At 69.5% G+C, this 25,894-nt stretch carries 20 protein-coding genes; 12 read left to right on the plus strand and 8 right to left on the minus strand.

Annotated features, from left to right (window positions below):
- The first annotated feature begins 77 nt into the window (after window positions 1-77).
- Together AB0B39_RS07275 and AB0B39_RS07280 are read left to right on the plus strand one after the other, a co-directional pair.
- Window positions 78-1,535 carry a CCA tRNA nucleotidyltransferase gene (locus AB0B39_RS07275; protein ID WP_234588678.1) on the plus strand — a complete coding sequence of 486 codons (1,458 nt, stop codon included), beginning with the start codon at window positions 78-80 and terminating at the stop codon, window positions 1,533-1,535.
- 208 nt (window positions 1,536-1,743) lie between these two features.
- Window positions 1,744-3,792 carry a S8 family serine peptidase gene (locus AB0B39_RS07280; RefSeq protein WP_357491733.1) on the plus strand — a complete coding sequence of 683 codons (2,049 nt, stop codon included), beginning with the start codon at window positions 1,744-1,746 and terminating at the stop codon, window positions 3,790-3,792.
- A 143-nt stretch (window positions 3,793-3,935) separates the two neighbouring features.
- Here the strand turns inward: AB0B39_RS07280 and AB0B39_RS07285 are convergent, their stop codons facing one another.
- Window positions 3,936-5,483 (minus strand): SPFH domain-containing protein, encoded by a 1,548-nt coding sequence (locus tag AB0B39_RS07285; protein WP_234588674.1) that lies wholly within the window; start codon window positions 5,481-5,483, stop codon window positions 3,936-3,938.
- A gap of 28 nt (window positions 5,484-5,511) precedes the next feature.
- Complete coding sequence (locus AB0B39_RS07290; RefSeq protein ID WP_357492091.1) at window positions 5,512-6,033, minus strand: hypothetical protein; 522 nt, start codon at window positions 6,031-6,033, stop codon at window positions 5,512-5,514.
- 86 nt (window positions 6,034-6,119) lie between these two features.
- Here AB0B39_RS07290 and AB0B39_RS07295 point away from each other — a divergent pair, with 86 nt between their 5' ends.
- Both AB0B39_RS07295 and AB0B39_RS07300 read left to right on the plus strand, forming a co-directional pair.
- Window positions 6,120-6,542, plus strand: coding sequence for a hypothetical protein (locus tag AB0B39_RS07295; RefSeq protein ID WP_357491736.1), 423 nt, complete (start codon window positions 6,120-6,122; stop codon window positions 6,540-6,542).
- Window positions 6,543-6,582: 40 nt separating this feature from the next.
- Window positions 6,583-7,062, plus strand: a complete 480-nt coding sequence (locus AB0B39_RS07300; RefSeq protein WP_357573717.1) for a methylated-DNA--[protein]-cysteine S-methyltransferase — start codon at window positions 6,583-6,585, stop codon at window positions 7,060-7,062.
- Window positions 7,063-7,228: 166 nt separating this feature from the next.
- Here AB0B39_RS07300 and AB0B39_RS07305 read toward each other — a convergent pair whose 3' ends face one another.
- Window positions 7,229-8,308: an inositol-3-phosphate synthase gene (locus tag AB0B39_RS07305; RefSeq protein ID WP_234588668.1), complete on the minus strand. Its 1,080-nt coding sequence runs from the start codon at window positions 8,306-8,308 to the stop codon at window positions 7,229-7,231.
- A gap of 23 nt (window positions 8,309-8,331) precedes the next feature.
- The gene (locus AB0B39_RS07310) at window positions 8,332-8,970 is read right to left on the minus strand and encodes a PadR family transcriptional regulator (RefSeq protein ID WP_074315526.1); all 639 of its coding nucleotides are present in this window, start codon (window positions 8,968-8,970) and stop codon (window positions 8,332-8,334) included.
- 175 nt (window positions 8,971-9,145) lie between these two features.
- On the opposite strand from AB0B39_RS07310, the gene AB0B39_RS07315 reads away from it, so the two are divergent.
- The 3 genes from AB0B39_RS07315 to AB0B39_RS07325 all read left to right on the plus strand — a co-directional run bounded on the left by AB0B39_RS07315 (window position 9,146) and on the right by AB0B39_RS07325 (window position 14,436).
- The gene (locus AB0B39_RS07315) at window positions 9,146-9,601 is read left to right on the plus strand and encodes a DUF5318 domain-containing protein (RefSeq protein ID WP_357491741.1); all 456 of its coding nucleotides are present in this window, start codon (window positions 9,146-9,148) and stop codon (window positions 9,599-9,601) included.
- Window positions 9,602-9,798: 197 nt separating this feature from the next.
- Window positions 9,799-12,699: a transglycosylase domain-containing protein gene (locus tag AB0B39_RS07320; RefSeq protein ID WP_357573718.1), complete on the plus strand. Its 2,901-nt coding sequence runs from the start codon at window positions 9,799-9,801 to the stop codon at window positions 12,697-12,699.
- Between the two features lie 228 nt (window positions 12,700-12,927).
- Window positions 12,928-14,436: a glycosyltransferase 87 family protein gene (locus AB0B39_RS07325; protein WP_357573719.1), complete on the plus strand. Its 1,509-nt coding sequence runs from the start codon at window positions 12,928-12,930 to the stop codon at window positions 14,434-14,436.
- A gap of 7 nt (window positions 14,437-14,443) precedes the next feature.
- Here the strand turns inward: AB0B39_RS07325 and AB0B39_RS07330 are convergent, their stop codons facing one another.
- Both AB0B39_RS07330 and AB0B39_RS07335 read right to left on the minus strand, forming a co-directional pair.
- On the minus strand, window positions 14,444-16,705 hold the full coding sequence (locus tag AB0B39_RS07330; RefSeq protein WP_357573720.1) for a hypothetical protein: 2,262 nt from the start codon (window positions 16,703-16,705) through the stop codon (window positions 14,444-14,446).
- Window positions 16,702-17,493 carry a deoxyribonuclease IV gene (locus AB0B39_RS07335; RefSeq protein WP_357573721.1) on the minus strand — a complete coding sequence of 264 codons (792 nt, stop codon included), beginning with the start codon at window positions 17,491-17,493 and terminating at the stop codon, window positions 16,702-16,704. The genes AB0B39_RS07330 and AB0B39_RS07335 overlap by 4 nt, the downstream gene beginning before the upstream one ends.
- Window positions 17,494-18,133: 640 nt before the next feature.
- Here AB0B39_RS07335 and rpsF point away from each other — a divergent pair.
- From rpsF to rplI, 4 genes are all read left to right on the plus strand, one after another.
- On the plus strand, window positions 18,134-18,424 hold the full coding sequence (gene rpsF, locus AB0B39_RS07340) for a 30S ribosomal protein S6 (RefSeq protein WP_007453836.1): 291 nt from the start codon (window positions 18,134-18,136) through the stop codon (window positions 18,422-18,424).
- Window positions 18,425-18,514: 90 nt separating this feature from the next.
- A complete protein-coding gene (locus AB0B39_RS07345; RefSeq protein WP_357573722.1) occupies window positions 18,515-19,036 on the plus strand; it encodes a single-stranded DNA-binding protein in 522 nt (173 codons plus the stop codon).
- Window positions 19,037-19,077: 41 nt separating this feature from the next.
- On the plus strand, window positions 19,078-19,317 hold the full coding sequence (gene rpsR / locus AB0B39_RS07350) for a 30S ribosomal protein S18 (protein ID WP_007073789.1): 240 nt from the start codon (window positions 19,078-19,080) through the stop codon (window positions 19,315-19,317).
- Between the two features lie 14 nt (window positions 19,318-19,331).
- Entirely contained in the window at window positions 19,332-19,778 is a 447-nt protein-coding gene (rplI, locus tag AB0B39_RS07355; protein ID WP_007453817.1) for a 50S ribosomal protein L9, read from the plus strand.
- An 81-nt stretch (window positions 19,779-19,859) separates the two neighbouring features.
- Here rplI and AB0B39_RS07360 read toward each other — a convergent pair whose 3' ends face one another.
- Both AB0B39_RS07360 and AB0B39_RS07365 read right to left on the minus strand, forming a co-directional pair.
- Window positions 19,860-21,386 (minus strand): hypothetical protein, encoded by a 1,527-nt coding sequence (locus tag AB0B39_RS07360; RefSeq protein ID WP_357491751.1) that lies wholly within the window; start codon window positions 21,384-21,386, stop codon window positions 19,860-19,862.
- A 428-nt stretch (window positions 21,387-21,814) separates the two neighbouring features.
- Window positions 21,815-21,988 (minus strand): hypothetical protein, encoded by a 174-nt coding sequence (locus tag AB0B39_RS07365; RefSeq protein WP_357573795.1) that lies wholly within the window; start codon window positions 21,986-21,988, stop codon window positions 21,815-21,817.
- On the opposite strand from AB0B39_RS07365, the gene AB0B39_RS07370 reads away from it, so the two are divergent.
- Window positions 21,914-25,885, plus strand: coding sequence for a replicative DNA helicase (locus tag AB0B39_RS07370; protein WP_357573791.1), 3,972 nt, complete (start codon window positions 21,914-21,916; stop codon window positions 25,883-25,885). The genes AB0B39_RS07365 and AB0B39_RS07370 overlap by 75 nt on opposite strands.
- Window positions 25,886-25,894: the final 9 nt, after the last annotated feature.

A 25,894-nucleotide genomic window follows, 5' to 3' on the forward strand; every position in this document is an offset into this window, starting at 1 on the left:
AGACCATAGTCAACCCCTGCCCGTTACCCGCGCCCGGCGGATCGGATCACACCCAGGCCCGATAAGCTGGCGATCCCATGTCCGAAGCCTCCGCTCCTCACGCCGCCGACCGCCGCGAACTCACCGCCGCGCAGCGCAACGCCGTCGCCGAACTACTCCGGGTCTCGCCGGTCGCCGACGAGTTGGGCCGCCGCTTCGTTCGCGCTGGTCACGAGCTGCACCTGGTGGGCGGTTCGGTCCGCGACGCCCTGCTCGGCCGGCTCGGCGACGACCTGGATTTCTGCACCGACGCCCACCCCGACGAGACGTTGCGGATCATCAAGGGCTGGGCCGAGTCGATCTGGGAGACCGGCCGGGAGTTCGGCACCATCGGCGCTCAGCGCGACGGCCTCCGGCTGGAGATCACCACCTTCCGGGCCGAGTCGTACGACCAGGTCAGCCGCAACCCGGTGGTGGTGTACGGCACCAGCCTCGACGAGGACCTGAAGCGGCGTGACTTCACCATCAACGCGATGGCCGTCAGCCTGCCGGAGCACCGCTTCACCGACCCGCACGGCGGGCTGGACGACCTCTCGGCCAAGGTCATCCGTACGCCGAGCACCCCGCGTGAGTCGTTCGGTGACGACCCGCTGCGGATGCTGCGCGCGGCCCGGTTCGCCGCCCAACTGCGCTTCGCCGTCCACCCGGACGTGCACGCGGCGATGACCGGGATGGCCGCCGACCTGGACCGGATCACCGCCGAGCGGGTGCGGGACGAGTTCACCAAGCTGCTCTGCGGCGCCGACCCGATCACCGGGCTGCGGCTGCTTGTCGACACCGGGCTGGCCGAGCGGTTCCTGCCGGAACTGACGGGCCTGAAGCTGGAGATCGACGAGCACGCCCAGCACAAGGACGTGTACGAGCACACGCTGACGGTCGTCGAGAACGCGGTCTCCTTCGAGGAGGAGGGCTGCGACTTCATCCTGCGGATGGCCGCCCTCATGCACGACGTGGGCAAGCCGGCCACCAAGGCCGTCGGGTCCGACGGTCGGGTCAGCTTCCACCACCACGAGGTGGTGGGCGCGCGGCTGACCAAGGCCCGGATGAAGGCCCTGCGCTACCCCAAGGAGATCACCGCGAAGGTGACCGCGCTTGTTGCGCTGCACCTGCGTTTCTACGGGTACGGGCGGGGCGAGTGGACCGACTCGGCGGTGCGCCGCTACGTCGCCGACGCCGGCGACCTGCTGCCCCGGCTGCACAAGCTGACCCGCTCGGACTGCACCACCCGCAACCGTCGTAAGGCCGCGCAGCTCGCCGCCGACTACGACGCGTTGGAGGACCGGATCGCCCGGATCGCCGCCGAGGAGGACCTGGCCCGGGTGCGTCCCGACCTGGACGGCAACGCGATCATGGAGCTGCTCGGCGTACCGCCGGGGCCGGTCGTGGGGCGGGCCTGGAAGCACCTCAAGGAACAGCGTCTGGAGCACGGCCCGCTGGACCGCGACGCCGCCGAGGCGGAGCTGCTGCGCTGGGCCAACGAACAGGGTATTCGGTAGTCCGGTAAGGACTCCGGAGACGGCGGGCCGGGTGAATATCCAATGTTGTCCACCGAACGGATGAAGCCTCAGCATTGGCGCTCATAGACGATGGTGCAACATTCACCAGCGCCTGTCAGGCGCCGCAGGATTGCGGGCCTCATCGATGATCCATCGTGGGTGGGCGCTGGTCTGCTTACGGGGAGTACATGTGATTTTCAGCCGTGGCGTGACATACCGAACGGCGGCGGTGGGCCTGGTGCTCGCCTCAGTGACAACTTTGACGTCCGTCCTCACCACCGTGCCGGCGATGGCCGAGCCGGGTGGGGCGCAGCTTCCCTCCGCTCCGCGTACCCCGGCCGATTCGCCGAATGACCAGGCGGACGCGGTCGTGCCCGGTCGCTACATCGTCGTGTTGAAGGACACCAAGGCAACCCCTGCGCAGACCCGCGCGGCGGCGACCGCACTGTCGCGAAACAACGGCGGGGCGGTCCGGCAGGTCTTCACCCGCACTCTGCGGGGCTACTCCGCCCAGCTGAGCGCGACGCAGGCGAAGCGGTTGGCGGCAGACGAGGACGTGGCGTCGGTCCAGCCGGTGCGGCGTTACCGGGCGAGTGGTACGCAGACCAACCCGCCGTCGTGGGGTCTGGACCGGATCGACCAGGTCACGCCGGCACTGAACAAGACGTACAGCTACCCTTCCGCGTCGGCGAGCGGCGTCACCGCGTACGTGATCGACACGGGCATCAAGATCGACCACCAGGATTTCGGGACCCGGGCCTCGTACGGCTACGACGCCGTCGACGACGACACGGTCGCCGAGGACTGCGAGGGTCACGGCACACACGTCGCCGGCACCCTCGGCGGCAGCACCTACGGCGTCGCCAAGGATGTCAAATTGGTGGCGGTACGGGTGCTCGACTGTTCGGGCAAGGGTGACACCGAGACGATCCTGGCCGGGATCGACTGGGTGACGGCCAACGCCGTCAAGCCAGCCGTCGCCAACATGAGTCTCGGGACCGTCTTCGGCCGTGACCCGGCCATGGAGCAGGCGGTGGCCACCTCCATCGCCTCCGGGATCACCTACGCGGTCGCCGCCGGCAACAGCTACGACGACGCCTGCAACTACTCACCGAGCGCGTTGCCGACGGCGATCACGGTGGGCGCGACGGACCGGATCGACATGCGCGCGACCTTCTCGAACTGGGGTTCGTGCCTTGACACGTTCGCCCCGGGCGTGGGCATCACCTCGGCGGGTATCGCCAGCCCTACCGCATCCCTGGTCGGCGACGGCACCTCCATGGCGTCGCCACATGTGGCCGGCGCTGCGGCACTGCGGCTGGCCGTCAGCCCCACCTCGACCCCGGCCCAGGTACGGGACTACATCGTGACCAGCGGTATCTCGGGGGCCGTGCTCGGCACGACGGGTTCCCTGGACCGGCTGCTCTACGTCGGACCGGCGGTGACGACCCGCAGCGACGTCGGCCTGCGGGCCCGGACCAACGACAGCCTGGTGACCGCGGAGTCCGCTGGCACCAAGCCGCTTGTCGCGCGCGGCGCCGTCCTCGGGGCGTGGGAGAAGTTCGACCTCGTCGCTGCCGGCAGTGGGCTTGTCGCCCTGAAGGCGAAGGTCAACGGCAAGTTCGTCACCGCGGAGTCCGCAGGCACCAAGCCGCTGATCGCCCGTGGCACGGCCATCGGGGCCTGGGAGAAGTTCCAGCTGCTCAACAACACCGACGGCAGCGTCAGCCTCAAGGCGCAGGTCAACGGCAAGTTCGTTACCGCGGAGTCCGCAGGCACCAAGCCGCTGATCGCCCGTGGCACGACCATCGGTGCCTGGGAGAAGTTCGACCTGGAGTCGCCGAACCCGGTGATCAGCCTCAAGGCGTCAGCGAACGGCAAGTTCGTCACCGCGGAGAATGGCGGGACCAAGCCGCTCATCGCCCGCGCCACCGCACCGGGTGCATGGGAGAAGTACGAGCTGGTCGACCTCGGATACCAGTACTACGCGCTGCGGGCGCTGGTCAACAACAAGTACGTGGCCGCCGGGGCCAACCCGTTGCTCGCAAGTGGCACGGCGATCACCGACTCGACCGTCTTCTACGTCATCGACCACAACGCCGACGGAACGGTCCATTTCGGTGCGTACGTCAATGACAAGGCCGTGACGGCCGAGAGCGGCGGTGGCAAGCCGCTCATCGCGAACCGGAACATCGACTGGTCCAGCCCCACCTACGGGCTCGGGCCCTGGGAGAAGTTCACCATCGGGCTCGCCTGACCAACAGCCCTCTCTACCGACGCCGGTCGGTCCGCTGGGTCCAGCGGACCGACCGGCGTTTGGCTGGCCCAGCCGTGGCCTGCCTGACGCCGCCGAACCGTTCGGCTCGGCGGCGTCACTGCTTACCGGACGATGGAGTCCGATCAGCGGGTGCTCGGGACGACCGCGTTACCCGCCGTCGGCGTTCCGCCCCGCGTCGCCGAATCGGCGGCGCGAGCGGCGTCGTCGTCGGCACGGGCGCCGAGTCGGCCCAGCAGACCGGCCAGGTCGATCCCGGTCAGGTCGCTGCCGAGCTGAAGTCCCTGGGCGACGTTGCCGGCCACCGACTTCGTCAGCGACGACGCGCCGTCGGTGGAGATGACTGTCATCTTGTCGATCGCCCCGATCGGAGCGCTCGCCGCCTCGACGACCTGCGGCAGCACCTTGACCAGGAGGTCCAGCACCGCGGCCTCGCCGTACGCAGCGAAAGCCTCGGCCTTGCGGGCCATCGCGTCGGCCTCGGCCTGGCCTCGCGCCTGGATGGCCGCGGCCTCGGCCGTACCCTCCCGCTCGACCGCCTCCGCGATCGCGGAGCGCCGCCGCTGCTCGGCCTCACCCTCCTTGGCGCCCTCGATCGCGTTCGCCTCGGCGAGCGCGGCCCGCCGGGCGCGCTCGCCCTCACCGGTGAGCCGTGCCTGCTCGGCGGAGGCCTGCGCGGCGGCGATGACGGCCTGGCGCTGCGCGTCGGCGCTCAGCACCGCCGCGTTGCGGGCCGCCTCGGCCTCCTGCTCCACCTTGTACCGGGCGGCGTCGGCCGGCTTGCGCACCTCGGTGTCCAGCTGACGCTGCTTGAGTTCGGCGTTGCGCTCCGCGACCTTCTGCTGCTCGGAGAGGATCGCCTGGTCCCGCTCGGCCTGGGCGAGCGGCCCGGCTGCGGCCGACTTGGCCTTCGCCGCATCGATCTCCGCCTGGATGCCTGCCTGCTTGAGGGCCAGGTTCCGGTTCGCCTCCGCGATGGCCTCCTCGGCGAGCAGCCGCTCCTGCTCGGCCTGCTGGCGGGCCCGCGCCTCGGCGATCGCCGCGTCCTTGAGCACCCGGGCCGCCTCGGGTCGCCCCAGGTCCTGGAGGTACGAACCCTCGGCGAGGATGTCCTGCAGCTGGAAGGTGTCCAGCACGAGACCCTGGTTGGTCATCGAGTGCTCGGCCTCCTCGGCCACCGCGCTGGCGAACGCCGCTCGGTCCCGGATGACCTCCTCGACGGTGAGCCGGCCGACGATCGAGCGCAGCGCGCCGGCCAGCACCTCCCGGGTGAAGTTGTCGATCTCGTCCTGCTGGTGCAGGAACCGCTGCGCGGCTGCCCGGATCGCGTCCTCGGTCCCGCCGACCTTGACGATCGCCACCCCGTGCAGGTCGGCGCGGATGCCCTGCTTGCTGACCGCGCCCCGGATGCCGACGTCGATCCGCCGGCTGGACAGGTCGAGCGACTGGAGCTTCTGCACCACCGGCAGCACGAAGACCGAGGCGCCCAGCACCACCTTCTGCCCGGAATTGTCGGTCGACCGGGCACCGTCGGCGGTCTGCGTGGTACGGCCCTTGCGGCCGGTGACGATGAACGCCTCGTTCGGTCCGGCCACCTTGATCCGGGAGAGAACGAAGAACACCAGGACGAGCGCGAGGAGAACCGCACCACCGATGGCGATGAGTAGGGCCATATGAGGAGTCCCGTCTATGAGGGGGAGGTCAGTAGGTTTCTACGTGCACGCTGGTCTCGCTGAGCGCCTGCACGACGAAGACCTGGGCACCGATCGGGATCGGCTGGTCCGCGCGGGCGCTGAGCTTGACCGGTTGGCCGGCGAGGCGAATGCGGACCTCGCCGTACCCGTTGGCTGGCACCGGAGTGACGACCAGGCCGAGCGCGCCGACCAGGTCGTCACGGGTGGGGGTGGGGTCGGTGCGCATGTTGCGCGCCGCCCGACTGAGCCGCGACGCCAGCCACGCCGTGGGCACGGCCGCGAGCAGGCCGCCGGCCGCCGCACCCGCGATCAGCGCGGGGGTACGCGCGCCGAGCAGCTCGTTGACGATCGCCCCGCCGAACCCGAAAGCGCCGGCGAACCCGGCGACCGTCTCGGTGGAGATCGGCCCGTCCACGTCGGCGTGCCCGAAGTGCAGCAGTTCGCTGCCGAGCAGGGCGAGTGCCAGCACGCCGACACCCGCCCCACCGATGATCAGAAAGATGAGCGTCCCCGTGGCCACGACCCGCACGGTATCGACGTGGTGCAAGGTTCAACGGTCGCGCTCGACGCGGAGATGAATCTTTCCCGAGCTGATCGAAAACAGGGCAGCGCCGGATGGCTCGGGCGCGTTATCTTCTCCGCCGCCGGCAGATCGTCCCGGTCAACGCGCATCGAGAGGACCTGCCCGTGGCCGACCCGACCCTCCCGAACATCGTGGTCGTCTTCTACATCGTCAGCCTGGCGTTGACCGCAGTCGCGCTGCTGGGCGTCGCGGTCACCTCGTTCGCCACCACATCCCGGGTCGATCGGGTACTGGCCGGCATCGGTGGTGCTCTCGCCGGCTACTACGCCTACTACCTGCTCAGCTCGAACGACGAAACTGTCGTGCTTTTCTACGGGGCTGTGCTGCTCCCCATCTACGCCGGCCGCAAGCTCTATCTGGGTTTCCGCGACCGCGACCGGGCACAGGCAGAACGGGCCGCGGCGAAAGAAGCCGTCCGGGCCGCCGAGGAATGGCGTTCGACCCGACGCTGGTAGCCGGAGGGGTAGCGACGTACGGGTCGGGGAGAATGGGTGGATGCGCTGGACCGTGCTCGACTCACCGATCGGCGAGTTCTCCGTGGCCACCGACGGCACGAACGTCTGTGGCGCGGCCTTCGGGCGGGTCGGGGCGGCGGCCGACGAGCCCGGCGACGCGTTGTCCCGGCAGGTGATGACCGAAATGCGGGGGTACTTCGCGGGTGAGCTCACCGCTTTCACCGCCCCGGTGTCGATGCCGCGCGGCTCCGAGTTCGAGCGGGCGGTGTGGCGGGAGATGACGCGCATCCCGTACGGCGAGACGCTGACGTACGGCGAGGTGGCGCGGCTGGTCGGCGATCCCGGTGCGGCGCGGGCGGTGGGGGTGGCCTGCAACCGCAACCCGATCCCGGTGATCGTGCCCTGTCATCGGATCGTCGGCGCGGGCGGCAAGCTGGTCGGCTTCGGCGGGGGCCTGCCGCGCAAGGTCACGCTGTTGGAGCTGGAGGCGAGCGTCGCGCTGCGCCACGCCTGGTCCTGACGGCGTCGCTCGCAGGTCCATCGGCTGATCGTTGGCTGCTGAGCAGTTCGACACGCCGAGCACCATGCTGCCGAGCCGCCACCGATCGCCGCACTGCGGTGCCAGACGCGGCGAGGGGCCGGGTCCGACAGGACCCGGCCCCTCGGCCGTGCTGGTGCTCAGCGGGTCAGCGCTCGACCTCGCCGGCGATGAACTCCTCGACGGCCTGGTGGGCGTCGTGGTCGGCGTACTGCACCGGCGGGGACTTCATGAAGTACGACGAGGCCGACAGGATCGGGCCGCCGATCTTCCGGTCCAGGGCGATCTTCGCGGCGCGCACGGCGTCGATGATGACGCCTGCCGAGTTCGGCGAGTCCCACACCTCGAGCTTGAGCTCGGCGTTGAGCGGGGTGTCACCGAACGAGCGACCCTCGAGGCGGATGTACGCCCACTTGCGGTCGTCCAGCCACGGCACGTGGTCCGACGGGCCGATGTGCACGTCGCTCTTGCTCATCTCGTGCGGGATCTGCGAGGTGACCGACTGGGTCTTCGAGATCTTCTTCGAGACGAGCCGCTTGCGCTCCAGCATGTTCATGAAGTCCATGTTGCCGCCGAAGTTGAGCTGGTACGTGCGCAGCAGCTCGACGCCGCGGTCCTCGAAGAGCTTCGCGAGGGCGCGGTGCACGATGGTGGCGCCGACCTGGCTCTTGATGTCGTCACCGACGATCGGCAGGCCGGCGTCGGTGAACTTCTGGGCCCACTCCGGGTCGGAGGCGATGAAGACCGGCAGGGCGTTGACGAACGCGCAGCCGGCGTCGATCGCGGCCTGGGCGTAGAACTTGGCGGCCTGCTCGGAGCCGACCGGGAGGTAGCAGACGACGACGTCGACCTGCGCGTCGCGCAGCGCCTGCGCCACGTCGACCGGGGTGGCGTCCGACTCCTCGACGATCTCGCGGTAGTACTGGCCCAGACCGTCGAAGGTCGGGCCGCGCTGCACGGTGACGCCGGTCGGCGGCACGTCGCAGAGCTTGATGGTGTTGTTCTCGCTGGCGACGATCGCCTCCGCGAGGTCCATGCCCACCTTCTTGGCGTCCACGTCGAATGCCGCGACGAACTCCACGGCGTTGACGTGGTAGTCGCCGAAGGCGACGTGCATGAGACCCGGGACGCGGTCGTTCGGGTTGGCGTTCCGGTAGTACTCGACGCCCTGAACCAGGGACGAGGCGCAGTTACCCACACCGACGATGGCGACGCGGACGGAGCCCATAGCGTCTGCCTCCTTCTTTTCTGTCACGGCCGCTCTTTCCTGGTCTCTCCAGGCGGAGGCGGGCTGTTGTCTTCTCGTCGGCCGCCGGCTGTCCCGATGTTCGGGACCGTCGGGGCTCGGCCGGAGCGCTCGTTGGCGATGAGCTCCTCCAGCCAGCGGACCTCGCGCTCACAGGCATCAAGACCGTGGCGCTGCAGTTCCAGCGTGTAAGCGTCGAGGCGCTCGGCCGCCCGGCCCAGCACGTCACGAAGCCCTTCGCGACGCTCCTCGATCTTGCGGCGGCGACCCTCCAGAATGCGGAGTCGGGTCGCCTGGTCGGTCCGGGCGAAGAACGCGAAGTGCACCCCGAAGCCCGTGTCGTCGTACGTCTCGGGCCCGGCCTGTGCGATCAGCTGGGCGAAGCGTTCCTTGCCTTCCGCGGTGATTTTGTAGACCACCCGACCTCGTCGGCTGGTCAGCGCGGGAACCTCCTCGGCGGTGGCGGGCGTCTCAGCAGCTTCGGTGATCCATCCCGCCGCCTGGAGCCTGCGTAGCGTGGGATAGAGCGAGCCGTAGCTGATCGCCGCCCGGATCGCGCCGAGTTTGGCGGTCAGCTCCTTGCGCAGCTCATAGCCGTGCATCGGAGACTCCTGCAGGAGGCCGAGGATGGCGAATTCGAGCACGGGCCACCCTCTCTTTACCCTCCGGCGCGGAGCGGTAACCGCCGCGATGTATCGGACCGATACATCGCACGTTAGCGGGTCGCGTGGGCCAGGGCAAACCCCCGTTCCGGGGTCCTTCCGTCACGGATCGTGACCGTGGTCGCCTCGTCGAGCCGGACCGCGTACCCTTCTCCGCATGCGTACGCAGCGCCAGGTCGTCGACTACTCGCTTCAGAAGCGAGCAGTGCTGCGTGAGCTCCTGGCCGGCCGGGTCGGCACGTACGACGTGTGCGACGCGTCGCCGTACCTGAAGAACGCTGCCCGGTTCCACGGTGAACCGACCGACCGTCGATGCCCCATCTGTCGCAGCGAGAATCTGACTCTCGTCCACTACATTTACGGGGACGAACTCAAGCAGTCCGCCGGACAGGCCCGGACACTGGCCGAGCTGCCCGTGCTGGCGATGACGCTACGTGAGTTCCAGGTCTTCGTGGTGGAGGTGTGCCTCGGCTGTGACTGGAACCATCTCGTCGAGCAGTACCTGCTCGGCCGGGACGGTCTCACGGGTGATGGCGACGGTGCTGGCGGCAGCGAGCAGGACGCGGCGGGCGCCGGGAACGTGGGTCGGCGGAGGCGAGAGGCGCAACGGTGATCTCAGTTGGTTCGACCGGCTCCGGGGCCGTGCACATCGCCCGGGACGGTCGACCACTCGTTGGTCCGATTGGCCCCATTGATACGGCAATGACCTTGGCGAGCCGGCACCCCCGTGCCGGCGTCCCGGGTGAAACAACTCACGGCAACCCGGTGGCGGCGCAGTCGCGCCCCACCGCGACCGGCAGGGTGTGAGGAATGAACTCGTACGGCGATCCCAGTTCTGCGCGCGGGCGGGCCCAGTACCCGGGCCCGAACGGCGACCCCGGACCGGGCGCGGACGACGCGTACCGCCGGCCCGGAGGTGACTCCCGGGCAGGCGGCTGGTCCGCCTCGGAGCCTGCGGCGCCCCCCGGTCGTGCCTCTGTGACACCGCCGGCCGCCGGTGGTCGCGCGTCGGTGGGTGGTTCGGCGTCCGTGCCGCCACGTGGCGGTGCCGCGGCCGGGTCCGCGTCGGTGGGTTCGGCCACGCCGGGCGGCGGCGGCCGAGCCTCGGTGCCCGTGTCGCCGGCGCCGGGTGCGGCTGCCGGACGCGCCGGCTCGGGCCGCGCCTCCGTGCCGGTTTCCCCGGCGCCGGGCGCACCCGCGGGCCGGGCGCGGGTCGGCACCGCCGCCGTCGGCGCCGCCTCGGCGGGCCGGGCCAGCGTCGGTTCAGCGTCGGTGGGTGGCCGCGCCGCGGTCGCTCGGGCGAGCGTCTCGCCGGTATCCGGTGGACCGGGCGGCCCCGGTGGTCCTGGTGGGCCGAACGGGCCGGGCCGAGGTGGGCGAGGCGGCCGTGGTGCGGGCGACCCCGCCGCAGCGGCCAAGGCCAAGAAGCGCAAGCGGATGAACCTGCTGATCGCCGGGTTCGCCGTCTTCATCATGCTCGCCGGTGTCGGCGTGGTCGGGTTCACCTACTACTCGACGAACGTGGTCATGCCAGACGAGATCACTCCGCCGCAGGCGACCACCCTCTACGCGTTCGACAACAAGACGATCATCGCCAAGGTCGGTACCCAGAACCGCACGCTGGTCACGATCGAGCAGATCCCGGAGTACGTGCAGCACGCGGTAGCGGCCGCCGAGGACCGCAACTTCTACCGGCACTCCGGTGTGGACTACAAGGGCATCGTCCGGGCCGCATGGAACAACGTCTCCGGCGGTGACAAGCAGGGCGCCTCGACGATCACGCAGCAGTACGCCCGCAACGCGATCGAGAACCTCAAGGACGACACCTACGGCCGGAAGGTCAAGGAGGCGATCTTCGCCTCCAAGCTCAACGACGAGTACACCAAGCCGCAGATCATGCAGCACTACCTGAACGTCATCTACTTCGGCCGCGGCGCCTACGGCATCGAGGCGGCGGCGCAGACCTACTTCGGCAAGTCGGTGTCGAAGCTGACTCCGGCCGAGGGCGCGGTGCTCGCCGCTCTGATCAAGCAACCGGAGCCCAGTGCGACGCACCAGGGCTACGACCCGGCGATCAACCCGACGGACGCCCAGGATCGCTGGAACTACGTGATCGACGGCATGGTCAAGGAGGGCTGGCTGAGCGCGGCCGAGCGGCCCACCGAATATCCGTTGAAGAGCATCAAGAGCCCGAAGAAGGGCGGAGTCGGGCTCGACTACGGCGTCGACACGCCGTACGGCAACGTCATCAACTACGTCCGGGACGAGATGCGGGACAAGGGCATCTGCGTCGACAAGGACGAGCAGGTGACGGAGGCCAAGCCACTGTGCACGCAGGCGTTGATGGCCGGTGGTTACCGGATTCGCACCACCATCGACACCAAGATGCAGGCGGCGGCGGTCGAGACGGCCCAGCGCAAGACCAAGGGCTCCGAACTGAGCGATCAGCCGTCCAACCTCATGGCCGCGGTGGTTTCGGTTGACCCGTCGAACGGGCGGGTGGTCGCCTACTACGGCGGCGACAACGGCACCGGCACCGACTACGCCGGCAAGAACACCGACTCCAACGGGGCGATCAGCGGCGGCCACTCACCAGGCTCGAGCTTCAAGATCTATACCCTCGCGGCCGCGCTCAAGGCCGGAAAGGCACTCGAGTCCCGGTGGAAGGGCAAGGCGTTCACCCCGGAGGGCACCAAGTTCAAGGTCAGCAACGCTGGTACGGATGACCCGAGCTGCCACAACTCCTGCACGCTCAGGGTGTCGACGCTCAAGTCGCTGAACGTGCCGTTCTACTACGTCACCCAGGAGATCGGTGCCGACAAGGTCGTCGACATGGCCAAGCAGGCCGGCGTCACCACCATGTGGCGTACGGACACCAACCCGGCCAAGGCGTACGACCTGACGAAGTCCGACCCGAAGGACATCACGCCCAACCCGTTCTTCAACGTGGTCGGCTACGGCCAGTACCCGATCACCGTGCTGGACCACGCCAACGGCGTCGCCACCTTCGCCAACGGCGGCGTCTACAACAAGGCGCACTTCCTCTACTCGGTGGAGAAGCAGAACCCGAACACCGGCAAGTGGGACAAGGTGTCCAGCGAGAAGCTCGATTCGAAGCGGCGGATCGAGAAGGACGTGGTAGCCGACGTCACGTCGGTGTTGAAGGACTACCCGGCTGCGGTCAACCACCGGCTCGATGACGGCCGCAAGGCCGCCTCCAAGACCGGCACCTGGGAACTCAAGGGCGACAGCTCCGACAACGGCGACGCCTGGATGATCGGCTACACGCCGCAGTTGGCCACCGCGGTCTGGGTGGGCAACGTGAAGGACCGCAAGCCACTCATTCTCAAGGACAAGCGCAAGGTCAGTGGTGGAAACCTCCCGGGTGACATTTGGGAGCGGTACATGAACGAGGCGCTGAAGGGCAAGGACAAGCTCGACTTCCCGGCCGCGGCGAACATCGGCGACCCGAACTCCGGCAACGGTGAGGCAGCACCTCCGCCGCCGCCCCCGGACCAGCCGGGTGGGCCCGGTCAACCCGGTGGGCCGGGCGGACCTACCTGTGACCCGCTGACCAACCCGTTCTGCCCGCGTACCGACGGCAACACCGGCGGCAACGGCCCCGGCGGTCCGGGCGGCCCCGGCGGTCCCGGGAATGGCGGAAACGGTGGTGGGCTGCTGCCCGGGCTGACACCCACCACGCGGGACTGACCCGCACCACGCACGACGCCGCCGCCGGCTGGACGAACCCGTCCGGTCGGCGGCGGCGTTTTCCGTACGCGAAGCTGCCCGCGACGGCACGTCCGAAGGTCACCCAGATCCGGTCCGTCAGGTGCGGCGTGCGGACGCTCACAGCTTCCGACGTCGATGGGTCATGTCGAACCAGACTGTGACGTGCGTGTTCCACGCACCCCCCGTCGTACGGCAGGATGCCTTTTTATGAGCACCCAGTCGACGCCCGGCATCGACGACGCCGGCACCACCGACCACCCGTCCCGCTCCGACGGGTTCGTCCGCGGCCTTTCCGGCGCCATCGGTGGGCCGCTCGGCGACCACGCGACGGCACTGGACCGGCCAGCCGGCCACGAGCGTCGGTTCTGGACCGTCGTCCGGATCGTCCTGGCGCTGGCCTGCCTCACGCTCGCGTTGCACTGGGTGCAGAAATCCCCGTGCCAGGACGGCGCCTGGCAGAAGAACGTCCAGTACACGCGGTTCTGCTACACCGACGTCCTCGCCCTCTACTACGCCGAGGGTCTCAACGAGGGCAAGGTGCCCTACCGGGACCACCCGGTGGAATACCCGGTGCTGACCGGCTACTTCATGGGGGCGCTGGGCCTTCCGGTGCACGCCATCGGCGACGGCGACCCGAGCATCAACCAGGGCCAGTGGTTCTACAACCTCAACGCGCTGGTGCTCGGTGCCCTCGCCATTGCCACAGTGGCGGTGATCCTGGCATTGCGGCGCCGACGACCCTGGGACGCCGCGTTGTTCGCACTCGCCCCGGCCCTGGTGCTCACCGCCACCGTCAACTGGGACCTGCTCGCCATCGGGTTGGCGGCGTTCGGTCTGCTGGCCTGGGCCCGACGACGACCAGCGGTGGCCGGCGTCCTGCTCGGCCTGGCCGGCGCGGCGAAACTCTGGCCGCTGTTCCTGCTGGGGCCGATCCTCGTCCTGGCGCTGCGAGCCAACCGGCTCCGCGCCGCGCTCACCGCCATCGGCACCGCGATCGCCGCGGTGGTGCTGGTGAACCTGCAACCCGCGCGGGCCTACCCCGACAACTGGGGCCGGTTCTTCGAGCTGAACACCACCCGGCCGATCGACTGGGGCACACTCTGGTACATCGGGCGTTATCTCGACGGCAAGGTCGGCAACGACCCCGGCCAGCAGGGCCCGTTCGAATGGTTGAACGCCAACATCCCCGCCCTCAACACCATCTCGTACGCCCTCTTCGGGCTGGCCTGCCTCGGCGTGGCCGTGCTGGCGCTGCGGGCGCCGCGCCGGCCCCGGCTCGCCCAACTCGCCTTCCTGGTGGTCGCCGCGTTCCTCATCTTCAGCAAGGTCTGGTCCCAGCAGTTCGTGCTCTGGATGCTGCCGCTGGTGGTGCTGGCCCGCCCGAAGTGGGGGGCCTTCCTGGCCTGGCAGCTCGCCGAGGTCTGCTACTTCGTCGCCTTCTACGGTGAGCTGCTCGGCGCGGCGACCAGCCGCCCGGTCTTCCCGGAGGGCGTGTTCGTGCTGGCCTCGACGCTGCGGCTGGCGACAGTGGTGACCCTGTGCGTGCTGGTCATCCGGGAGATCATGCACCCCGAGCAGGACGCCGTACGGGCCACCTACGCCGACGACCCCGACGGCGGCGTGCTCGACGGCGCACCGGACGCACCCTGGCTGGACCGCTGGCGCCGCCGAGCAACGCCCACCGAACCCGAACCGGAGCCGGCCATCACCACGTGAGAGAGCGTCAGAGTCGATAGACGACGGCGTCGCCGACGTCCTGACGCGTGATGTCGAGCGACTCGACAGGTGCGTCGATGGTGATCTCCCACGGGGTGCCGGGCACCTGGCTGCGGAGCAGCACCACCGTGCGCACGCCGAACGTCCGCAGGTAGTCGACGCTCTTCTGGTCGGGGAACGACTGGCTGATCCGCCGGACGTCGTCGAGCTGCCGAGGCGTGAAACCGCTGCCGCCGTTCACCACGTCCGGAAACCCGTCGGTCGACCAGAGCATCACGTGCTGGTCGATGCTCTGGTTGCTGGGCAGCACCAGCATCGGTCCCTCAGCCGAGCGCATCGCCGCCGGCTCGGTCGGCACCACCGGATGCGGGGTGGCGTTCAGGCCCTCGAGTGTGACCAGCAGCAGCGGCAGCAGGGTGGCCATCCGCAGCCACGGCCCCGGCCAGGACGGGATCCGCTGCGCGGCCAGCTCACGGACCCGGTCGGTGAGGGCGGTCACCGCGCCCGCCGCGAGCAACGCGAGCAGCAACGTGGTCCACAGCATCAACCGGCCCGGGGTACGCAGCGCGTTCCAGCCCGGTGCGTGCTCGAAGAGCGGCACGTAGGTGAACGTGCCGTCGAAGAAGCGGGTGCCCATCGCGAAGGCCATCGTCACCAGCACCCCGACGAGCAACAGCAACCGGTGCCGTAGCCGCCAGACCGAGAAGAACAGCCCACCGGCGGCCAGCGCGTAGAGCACGAAGCCCGGCAGCAGCGTCATCTCGGGATGCCACGGCAGCGCCGCACGGGCGCCCTCGTGCAACCCACCCCAGATCCGTGATTCGGCAGGTGCGGTCACGAAGCCGGACGCCGGCGGCGAGAAGATGCTGATGTCGCGGATCGTCCGCTCGGCGTACGGGTGCAGTTCGGTCACCATGAAGTACGGGGACGCCATCAGCACGCCCACCCCGGCGAAGAACAACCCACCCACCATGTCGGCCACGAGGAGTCGGCGGCCGAACGGCAGCGCCCGACCGGACCTCAGCCGGCGAACTCCGAACAGCACCGCGACGACGAGCACCGCGGCGGCCAGGAAGTACGCGAACGGCAGGCCGATGCCGAAGCCGAGGCTGACCTGCCAGGCCGCCACCAGCCAGCCGGCGTACACCCAGCCGTCATGCCGCCGCTCCGGCCGGTAGCCGTGCCGCAGCGACCAGCCGTGCCCCCGCGCGAGCATCGCGAGCGCCAGCGGGATGCCACCGTTGGAGAGCACGTGCAGGTGCCCGGCCTGGGCCAGCAGCCACGGCGCATAGGTGTAGGCGACCCCGGCGACGGCGGCGCCGATCCGACCGGCGCCGAGCTGCCGGGCCAGCGCGTACGCGCCGAGCGTGGCGAGCGCATGCGCCAGCACGAACATGATGTTGTAGCGCAGCACCGCGTCCTGGGGACCGCTGCCGAGCATCCCGGCCGGGGCATAGCCGAGCAGCGTGTCGGAGAACGCGAAGCTCCACAGCTCCGGGAAGAACGTGTTGGACTGCCACAGTCGCGCCGGGTCGGCCAGCAGGATGTGCCCGGACCAGGCCATCTGCCAGGCTTGCAGGCTCGGATCCCAGGTGTCCTGCGGCAGGGTGTAGCGCGGGTAGCGCAGCGTCGGCCAGGTCATCAGCACGGCCAGCGTCAGCGAGGCGAGGGTCGCCAGGGTCCACTCGTGGGCCAGGAACCGGCCGACGGCGCGGGCGGCTCGGCTGAGTCGGCTGGGCCGCGGCTCCGGCGCCGAGGCGAACGCCTCCCAGCGTTCGGCCTCGACCGGCTTCGCGTCACCGTCGGCCTTGCGCGGAGCTTCGGCGTCGTCCGCCTTCGTACCCTCGGCTTCATCGACATCCTTGGCCGCGGCGTCCTTGACGGCGGCGTCCTTGGCCGCGGCGTCCTTGACGGCGACGTCCTTGGCCGCGATGTCCTTGGCCGCGATGTCCTTGGCCGCGCCGTTCTTCGCGCGGCGGCCCTTCGCGGCGGACTTCCTGCCGCCGACCTTGACGATGCCGTCCTTCGTGGCGTCGCGTTCTGCCCGGCCGTTCGGGGCGGCGTCACCCTCGGCCCCGGCGGTGGCGACAGGCGTGTCATCGGCGCGGGGCGGGCTGGCCGCGTCGGTGCCGGCGGTCGCGTCGGTCCGGGACGTGGCGCTGGCGGGAGACGGCGGGGCGGGCGGGGCCCCGACGTGCGTCGGCGCCGATGGGCTCGGCGCGTCGTCGGTCGGAGTGGGCCGGGGGTTCCCGGGCTGTCCGGTGGTCATGCGGCCGGGCGCTCCGTCCCGAGCTGCTGGCGAAGGAAGTCGATGTCGGCCGCCTGACCGGACACGCCGCCCGGGGTCTCGACGACCACCGGCGCACCGGCGGCCCGGATCACGGCCACCACCAGCTCCGGGTCGATCGTCCCGCCGTCCAGGTTGTCGTGCCGGTCCTGGCCGGAGTTGAACGCGCCCTTGGAGTTGTTGGCGTGCACCAGATCGATCCGGCCGGTGATCGCCTTCACCCGGTCGACCAGACCGAGCAACTCCTCGCCACCGGCGTACGCGTGGCACGTGTCGAGGCAGAAGCCGACCTCGTGGTCGCCGATGGCGTCCCAGAGCCGGGCCAGCGCGTCCAGCCGGCGGGCGCAGGCGTTGTCGCCGCCGGCGGTGTTCTCGATGAGGACCGGGACGCCGAAGCCGCCGGAGTCGGCCGCGTACGCGAAGGTCTTGCGCCAGTTGTCGAAGCCGACCGCCAGGTCGTCCCCGGCGTTGACGTGCCCGCCGTGGACGATCAGGCCCTTGGCGCCGATCTCGGCCGCCGCGGTCGCGTGCCCGAGCAGCAGCTTGCGGCTGGGGATCCGGATGCGGTTGTTGAGGGTCGCCACGTTGATGACGTAGGGGGCGTGCACGTAGAGGTCGACCTCGGCCGCGCGCAGCTGCTCGGCGTCCTCCCGCGGCTTGGGTGCCTTCCATCCCTGCGGGTCGGAGAGGAAGAACTGCACGGTGTCGGCGGACCGGGCGGTCGCCTCCGCCAGCGGGTCGGTCGAATCGACGTGGGCTCCGATACGCATGGCAGCGAGCCTACGTCGCGACCCCGACGGCTGCGGCGACGGCCGGTGCGGTGTCGTCGCTCGTCGCGTCACCCCGGCCGGTCGACGATCGTTGATGGGTTGGAACCCGGCGAGCAGGGCCCGGGGCTGCGCGTGGCGGTTCGCCGCGCATGGCAGTCGGCGCTCGTTGGCCCCGGAGCGAGGTCATCCCCGCGGCGCGGCCCGGCGCCGTGGGGGCGACCCCTCGACGTACCAGATCTCCGCCGACGCAGAATCTCGGAAGATTCTGCCTTTTGCCCCGACAAGGGACAAGAGCCGTTGTATCGTCAGATAACAACACGATAAAGCTCCGCGGGGCGTCTTCGGTCCAACCTCATCGGTGTGGTCGTTCCTCCCCAGGTCCCACCCAAGGAATGCGGACGGGACGCTCCGCGGCCTCGTTGACGGGGGCTCGCCACCGACCAGTGACGGTCGGGTGGCGGGCCCCCGTCGGCATGTCCGGGGCACTGGCCCGACCACCCCGGGCATGATCGTCCAGACCGGGTATCCTGGTCAGGTTGTCCGCGTCCGGCCGGGTTCCCCCGGCACGTGCGGGCAGCGACGCACGACCTCCTGCCACGGAAGGACCGTGGCCGCTTAGCCCACAGGAGGTGAGCACGTCTTGCGTCATTACGAGATCATGGTGATCCTCGACCCCAGCCTCGAGGAACGCACCGTCGCCCCGTCGCTCGACACGTACCTGAACGTGATTCGGACCGCGGGTGGCTCGGTTGAGAAGACGGACGTGTGGGGCCGCAGGCGCCTCGCGTTCGAGATCAACAAAAAGGCCGAGGGCATCTACGCCGTCGTCGACCTGCAGGCCACGCCTGCTGCCGTGGCCGAGCTGGACCGTCAGCTCCGGCTGAACGAGTCCGTGCTGCGCACCAAGGTCATCCGGCCGGAGATGCGCTAAGCATTCAGTCCGGCATTCAACCCGGTTCGCCCGGATCAGCCTCCGCGACTCTGTCGTACGGCTCTGCGAGCCTGTACGACGAGACGCTGAGTGCGCGAGGAGATGGTCATGGCAGGAGACACCACCATCACGGTCATCGGCAACCTGACCGATGACCCCGAGTTGCGGTTCACCCCGTCCGGTGCGGCGGTCGCCAAGTTCCGGGTCGCTTCGACGCCCCGTTTCATGGACAAGACCACCAATGAGTGGAAGGACGGCGAGCCGCTCTTCCTGGCTTGCACCGTGTGGCGTCAGGCGGCGGAGCACGTCGCCGAGTCGCTGCAGCGGGGCGCCCGCGTGATCGTCTCGGGTCGGCTGCGTCAGCGGTCGTACGAGACCCGCGAGGGCGAGAAGCGCACCGTCATCGAGCTTGAGGTCGACGAGATCGGCCCGTCGCTGCGCTACGCCACGGCGAAGGTGCAGAAGATGTCCCGCTCCGGTGGCGGTGGCGGCGGCTTCGGTGGTGGCCAGGGTGGCGGCGGAGGCAACTTCGACGACCCCTGGGCTTCGGCCGCACCTTCTCCCGCGCGTGCCGGTTCGGGCGGCAACTTCGACGAGGAGCCTCCGTTCTAATGGCGCCGAGCGCCCGCGATCGCAAACCAGGAGCAAGGTCAATGGCCAAGGCTGCGGCACTTCGCAAGCCGAAGAAGAAGGTGAACCCGCTCGACAAGGACGGGATCACCTATATCGATTACAAGGACACGGCGCTGCTGCGCAAGTTCATCTCCGACCGCGGCAAGATCCGCGCTCGGCGGGTCACCGGCGTGACCTCGCAGCAGCAGCGGCAGATCGCCCGCGCGGTCAAGAACGCCCGCGAGATGGCGCTCCTGCCGTACACCGCAACGGCCCGCTGAGAGGAGGCACCGATATGAAGATCATCCTGACTCAGGAAGTGTCCGGCCTCGGTGCCCCGGGCGACATCGTCGAGGTCAAGGACGGCTTCGGCCGTAACTACCTGCTGCCGCAGGGCTTCGCGATCGCCTGGACCAAGGGCGCGGAAAAGCAGGTCACGGTCATCAAGCGGGCCCGTTCGGCCCGCGAGATCCGCGACCTCGACCACGCGAACGAGGTCAAGGGCCAGCTTGAGGGTCTCAAGGTCAACCTGAAGGCCCGCGCCGGCGACGGCGGTCGGCTCTTCGGCTCGGTCACCTCGGCCGAGATCGTCGACGCCGTCAAGGGCGCCGGCGGCCCGGTCCTCGACCGTCGCCGGCTGGAGGTGCCCGGTCACATCAAGTCGACCGGCACCTACCCGGTGAAGATCAAGCTGCACCCCGAGGTCACCGCGTCGTTCAACCTGAACGTCGTTCAGGGCTGACGACCAGCTGCACCACGACGAGGGCCCGCACCGAGCGATCGGTGCGGGCCCTCGCGCATGCCCTCGTGTGACGGCTCGCCGTCAGCCGATCGGTTGACCGGTCACCGCGCTGATCAGCACCGTGGAGAGGCCACCGCCGACAACCGCGGCTGCCAGCGCGATGGTGGCCGACCGCCACGTCGTGCCCACCCGCCGCAGCAGGGCCGCCACCACCAGACTGCTCACCAGCGCCAACCCGAAGCGCGGCGAGCCGGCCAGCAGCGACTCCAACGCCCGTGACCGGGCGGAGTCGCAGCCACCCCCGCTGATGTCGGTGACACACCCCGCCGGCGCCTGCCCGTCCAACGTCAGCAACCACAGGAAGATCAGCACCGCCGGCACCAGGTAACAGGCGGCGGTGTAGAGCAGAGGCCGGACGGACCCGCCGGGATCCGGGTCGAGCAGGTCGTCCTCCAGACGACGCGCCCAACCGCCGGTCGCCACGGACTCCACCCGCCGTCGGACCGACGCCGCGCCGACCGGCGGCCGACGCCGGGCGTCCTCAGGGGGTACGGGAGCAGTGCGCGGTCGTGGAGCGGTGTAACCGACCACAGGCGACCGGGGCGCCGACGTCGTCGTGTCCATCCAGCGCGGATCGTCCCCGGACAACCGCGTGCCGGACCAGAAACCGTTGTCCCGGCTCGGCCACCCCTCGGCGGCCGTGAAGCGGTCGGAACGGGGTGGGAGCGTCCGGTCCCACTGGTCGTCCTCGACCGCCGATCGTTCCCACTGGCCGGTGCGGTCCGACCGCTCCCAGCCACCGATGCTCTCCGCCTGCGACCACTGCTCGCTCAGGTCGGTGCCGTCCGGCCCGGCCGGCGGCCACGCGTGCACACCCGACGCGTCCCACGGATCCACGGCTGGCGCGTACGGCGGGTCCGGCTCCGCCGCCCGCTCCGACCCGCGTTCCCACGGATCCACCGCCGGACGTGTCCAGGACTCCTCCGCCGCCCGTCGGCTGCGCCGTGTCGGCCGGCTCGGCTCCGGACGGGACGTCCCGTCGGCCGGATCGGACTCCAGATCCCCACCGGACCAGATCACCTGGGGACGGCCGGCGGGCGCACGGCGGGGACGACGGTCCGGGACCGCGCCGGAGACCGGCTCCTCGCCCGCCGCGTCGGCACGCCGGCGGCCGGCGTACCCCCCGTCCTGCGGTCGGTCGAGCGTCCACTCCCGGGTGTGGTCCGAATCGGGACCCGCGCCGATCGCAGGCTGCGCACGCCAACCCGTCTCGATGGCACGCCGTGGGGCGCCCGTCTCGGGGCTTCGCCAGCCGCCCCCGGAACTCGGACGCTCGACCTCGACGTCGGGCTCGTCCTCGTCGGGCGCGGCGTGTCGGCCACCGCCGTCGGCGTGCCGAACCCCCGACTCCAGCGCCCACCGCGGCAGGTAGGCGTCGACCGGCTCATCCTGCCCACGGTCCAGCGCGCGCCGCCGACTGGAGGTGCGATAGCGCGCGTCCTCGTCGTACGGGGCGACCGGAGCGGGCAGCATGGGCTCACCCCACGAGGCGGTCGGCGGGCGCTCGCGCGGGCTGCCCTCCCCGCGTCCCCAGTCCCGGTAACTCACGGCCGGAGTGTGACCCTTCTGAACCGAAAGCGTAATCCGCTGTCCAGGTGTAGCCGTTCGCTGGAGATAGTACGGGAAGATCGTGTCACAGAACCGACCGAAATATTCTCCTCCACAGGCTGGGGACTGCGTTTCAGCAGCTCAGAGCCTTGTGGCCGAGAATTCCCCAACCGTTGTCCACAGCCTGTGCACACCCTGCGCACATGCTCGTCCACCGGTGTCCACAGGTTGTCCCGAGGCTCGTCCACCGGGCTTGTTGAGTCGCTGACCTCGGGGTCCGTATGGTTGGCCCTCGACCGCCGGCGCGATGGCCCCCGATCGACCGGCCTGGTCGGAGGGAACTGTCGTACCCCGGCGGTAGAGCTGGGACCGGATCCGACGCAGTGGAGGGGGGACCCGTGTCGGTCACCGACGACAGGCGGGCGGAGTCACGGCCCGGCGGCGGCCAGCCGCCCGTGCAGCGGGACGGCCAGTTCGACAAGACCCCGCCCCAGGACGTCGCCGCCGAGCAGTGCGTCCTCGGCGGCATGCTGCTCTCCAAGGACGCCATCGCCGACGTCGTCGAGATCCTCAAGACCAACGACTTCTACCGGCCGGTGCACGCCACCATCTTCGACATCATCCTGGACATCTACGGCCGGGGTGAGCCGGCCGACTCGATCACCGTTGCGGCGGCACTCGCCGACTCCGGCGACCTCGTCCGTGTCGGCGGGGCGCCCTACCTGCACACCCTCATCGCGAGCGTGCCCACCGCCGCGAACGCCGCCTACTACGCGCGGATCGTCAGCGAGCGGGCGGTGCTGCGCCGGCTCGTCGAGGCCGGCACCAAGATCGTGCAACTCGGCTACGGCACCGCCAGCGGCGGCAGCCGCGACGTCGACGATGTCGTGGACCTCGCGCAGCAGGCGGTCTACGACGTCACCGAACGGCGGGTCAGCGAGGACTTCGCGATCCTGGCCGACATGCTCCAGCCGACGCTCGACGAGATCGAGGCGGTGGGTGCGCAGGGCGGAATGATGACCGGTGTGCCGACCGGCTTCACCGACCTGGACCGGCTGCTCAACGGCCTGCACGCCGGCCAATTGATCATCGTGGCCGGCAGGCCGGGTTTGGGCAAGGCGCTCGCGCTCGACACCCCTCTGCCGACCCCTGACGGCTGGACCACGATGGGTGAGGTCAAGGCGGGCGATCAACTACTGGCGGCGGACGGCTCCCCGACCACTGTCACACGCGCCTTCGACGTGATGCACGACCGTCCCTGCTATGAGGTGGAGTTCTCCGACGGCACCGTCATCGTGGCGGACGCGGAGCACCTGTGGAAGACGACCACCCGAGCGAGCCGTCGCCAGAGCCCGGCGCGGCGGACGCGGCACTGGCCCGAATCGTCGCTGACCAACCTGCGTGCGGCCCGCGAGACGCTCGGCGCCGCGGGAAATCAGCCGATCACCCTTTTCGACACGCTCGAGCAGGTCGGGCCGGAGTTCCGGCACGTCCTGCACACCGTCGCGCGTCAGGTCGGGTCGACCGGCCGGATCAGCCGCCCGATCGTCCGCAACGGCAAGACGAGGAACTGGACTGCGCCCGCCTACCCGGCCGGTCCGCTGGTGACAGCGCTTCTCGAACGGGCTGAGCGGGAGGTCAACGCAGGCAGCCGGGTCGACCATGATGGCGTCGTCACCACTGCCGAGATCGCGGCCACGCTGCGTACTGACACCGCCGACCGACGGCTCAACCATGCCGTACAGAACTGCGCCCCCCTCCAACTCCCGGAACGCGATCTGCTGGTTCCGCCCTACACGTTGGGGGCATGGCTCGGGGACGGGCACACCGGCGCCAGCCGCTTCACCACCGCAGATCCGGACATGCTCACGCACGTCGAGGCGGACGGCTTCGCCGTGCGGCCCAGCGGGCCGATGGTCTACACCGTTCTGCTGCAGCCCACGCCGGTTGCTCAGGCGGACGGCGTCTGCGCGGACTGCGGCGTTTCCACCAGAGCGTTGGTGGAGAATCCGGCGACCAGGAAGTGTGCGGACTGCCGGCATCGCAACGGTTCCTTCCTCGGGCTGCTGCGTCAGATCGGGGTAGCGGCCGACAAACACATCCCTGATGCCTACCTACGCGCCTCCGAGGCGCAGCGCCGGGCGCTGCTGGCTGGCCTGATGGACACCGACGGCACCGTCGCCCCCACCGGTAACCTGCAGTACACGTCGACCTCGAAGCGACTGGCGGAGGACGTACGCGAACTCATCGTCAGCCTCGGCTACCGCTGCACGGTCAACACCAAGCAGGTGCGCGGCCGCACAAACGAGTCGTCGATCGCGTACACGTTGAACTTCTCCACCCCCGACGTCGTCTTCCGGCTCAAGCGCAAGCAGGACGCGCACGTCGAACGTCGCCGGAGCACCTCCGACGTCCGGACGACCTCGCGGTACATCGTTGACGTACGTCAGGTGCCGAGTGTGCCGGTCCGGTGCGTCACGGTCGACAACCCCGAGCATCTCTACCTGGCCAGCCGGGCGATGATTCCCACCCACAACAGCACGGCAAGTATGGACTTTGCCCGAAATGCTGCTATTCGTGCTAACCAGGCCGCCGCCATCTTCTCGCTCGAAATGAGCAAGGTCGAGATCGTCATGCGACTGCTCTCGGCCGAGGCGCGAGTGCCGCTGCACGTGCTGCGCAGCGGGCAGCTCTCCGACGACGACTGGACCAAGCTGGCCCGGTGCATGGGTGAGATCAGTGAGGCGCCGCTGTTCGTCGACGACACCCCGAGCATGAACCTCATGGAGATTCGGGCGAAGGCTCGCCGGCTCAAGCAGCGACACGACCTCAAGATGATCGTCGTCGACTATCTCCAGCTGATGACCTCGCCGAAGCGCACCGAGAGCCGGCAGCAGGAGGTCGCGGACCTTTCCCGTGGCCTGAAGCTGCTCGCCAAGGAGGTCGAGTGCCCGGTCATCGCGGTGAGTCAGCTGAACCGTGGCCCCGAGCAGCGCACCGACAAGCGCCCCCAGCTGTCCGATCTGCGGGAATCTGGGTGTCTCACGGCTGATACCCGGCTGATACGGGCGGACGACAACAGCGAAATCACGCTCGGTGAGCTGCTCGCCAACAGCGCGAAGGACATCCCGGTCTGGGCACTGGATGAGGGCCTTCGCTACACCCCGCGCACCATGACCCACGTCTTTCCTAGTGGCACCCGCGAGGTCTTCCGTTTGACCCTCGCTTCGGGCAAGCGAATTGACGCCACAGCCAACCACCCGTTCCTAGCATTCACCGGATGGGTGCCCCTGGGCGAACTCTCGCCGGGAGACCGCATCGCTACGCCGCGACACCTGCCACCTCCCATGGCCGTCCGGCCGTGGGACGAGGCCGAGGTCGTCATGTTGGCGCATCTCCTCGGCGATGGTTCCTTCGTGCGCCGGCAGCCGATCCGTTACGCGAGTTGCGATGAGCTGAACCTCCAGGCGGTGACGGACGCGGCGAAGCATTTCGGGATCAGCGCCGTGCGTGACGACTACCCGGCGGCCAGAGTGACCACGCTTCGCCTGCCCGCTCCTTACCGACTGGCGCGTGGTCGACGTAACCCGATCGCGGAGTGGCTGGACAGCTTGGGGCTCTTCGGCCTCAGATCACACGAGAAATTCCTCCCCCCGCCTCTCTTCAGCCTACCGAAGGAGCAGATCACTACATTCCTGCGCCACCTCTGGTCGACGGACGGGTCGGCGACCGTCAACAAGTCAGGTCGCGGCGGACGCGTCTACTTCGCGTCCACGAGCCGACGAATGCTTGAGGACATCTCTCGACTGCTCCTGAGGTACGGCATCACAGCCCGGCTGAAGGACGTTCCAGTAGCGGGTCATCGTCCGCAGTACACACTCGACATCTCCGGGCGCGACGACCAGTTGAGGTTCCTGCGCGAGATTGGCGTCCACGGGCAACGGTCGGAGGGTTGTGCCGCTCTCCTTGCCTCGTTGGAGGCGATGGACAGCAACACAAACGTCGACACGGTGCCGCGCGAGGTGTGGGCCAGGGTCAAGGGGATCCTGGTCGAGCAGGGGATGTCCCACCGCGAGTTTGCGAAGGCCATCGGTACCCAGTTCTGCGGCAGCACCCTCTGGAAGCGTGCCCCCAGCCGCTCCCGGCTGGCGGCCATTGCTGGCGTTCTCGACGCGGCGGACCTGGACCTACACGCCACCAACGACATCTTCTGGGACTCGATCGTGTCCATCGAGTCGATCGGTGAGCAGGAGGTGTTCGACGCGACCGTGCTTGAGAAGCACAACTTCATCGCCAACGGCATCGCCACCCACAACTCGATCGAGCAGGATGCCGATGTTGTCATCCTGCTGCACCGCGACGACTACTACGACAAGGAGTCGCCGCGGGCGGGAGAGGCGGATTTTATTGTTGCCAAGCATCGGAATGGGCCGACCGACACGGTGACGGTCGCGGCCCAGCTGCACCTGTCCCGCTTTGTCGACATGGCCATCGGCTGAGGCGTACCG

The organism is Micromonospora sp. NPDC049114, assembly GCF_040648635.1.
Lineage (GTDB): Bacteria > Actinomycetota > Actinomycetes > Mycobacteriales > Micromonosporaceae > Micromonospora.

Bases quoted from the DNA above. Each gene is read 5' to 3' on its own strand.
- AB0B39_RS07300 (WP_357573717.1), top strand. From the start codon at position 6,583: ATGCGCTGGACCGTGCTCGACTCACCGATCGGCGAGTTCTCCGTGGCC.
- AB0B39_RS07295 (WP_357491736.1), top strand. From the start codon at position 6,120: ATGGCTCGGGCGCGTTATCTTCTCCGCCGCCGGCAGATCGTCCCGGTC.
- AB0B39_RS07305 (WP_234588668.1), bottom strand. From the start codon at position 8,308: ATGGGCTCCGTCCGCGTCGCCATCGTCGGTGTGGGTAACTGCGCCTCG.
- AB0B39_RS07330 (WP_357573720.1), bottom strand. From the start codon at position 16,705: ATGACCACCGGACAGCCCGGGAACCCCCGGCCCACTCCGACCGACGAC.
- AB0B39_RS07315 (WP_357491741.1), top strand. From the start codon at position 9,146: ATGCGTACGCAGCGCCAGGTCGTCGACTACTCGCTTCAGAAGCGAGCA.
- AB0B39_RS07335 (WP_357573721.1), bottom strand. From the start codon at position 17,493: ATGCGTATCGGAGCCCACGTCGATTCGACCGACCCGCTGGCGGAGGCG.
- AB0B39_RS07275 (WP_234588678.1), top strand. From the start codon at position 78: ATGTCCGAAGCCTCCGCTCCTCACGCCGCCGACCGCCGCGAACTCACC.
- rpsR (WP_007073789.1), top strand. From the start codon at position 19,078: ATGGCCAAGGCTGCGGCACTTCGCAAGCCGAAGAAGAAGGTGAACCCG.
- AB0B39_RS07320 (WP_357573718.1), top strand. From the start codon at position 9,799: ATGAACTCGTACGGCGATCCCAGTTCTGCGCGCGGGCGGGCCCAGTAC.
- AB0B39_RS07370 (WP_357573791.1), top strand. From the start codon at position 21,914: ATGCTGCTCTCCAAGGACGCCATCGCCGACGTCGTCGAGATCCTCAAG.
- AB0B39_RS07325 (WP_357573719.1), top strand. From the start codon at position 12,928: ATGAGCACCCAGTCGACGCCCGGCATCGACGACGCCGGCACCACCGAC.
- rplI (WP_007453817.1), top strand. From the start codon at position 19,332: ATGAAGATCATCCTGACTCAGGAAGTGTCCGGCCTCGGTGCCCCGGGC.
- AB0B39_RS07285 (WP_234588674.1), bottom strand. From the start codon at position 5,483: ATGGCCCTACTCATCGCCATCGGTGGTGCGGTTCTCCTCGCGCTCGTC.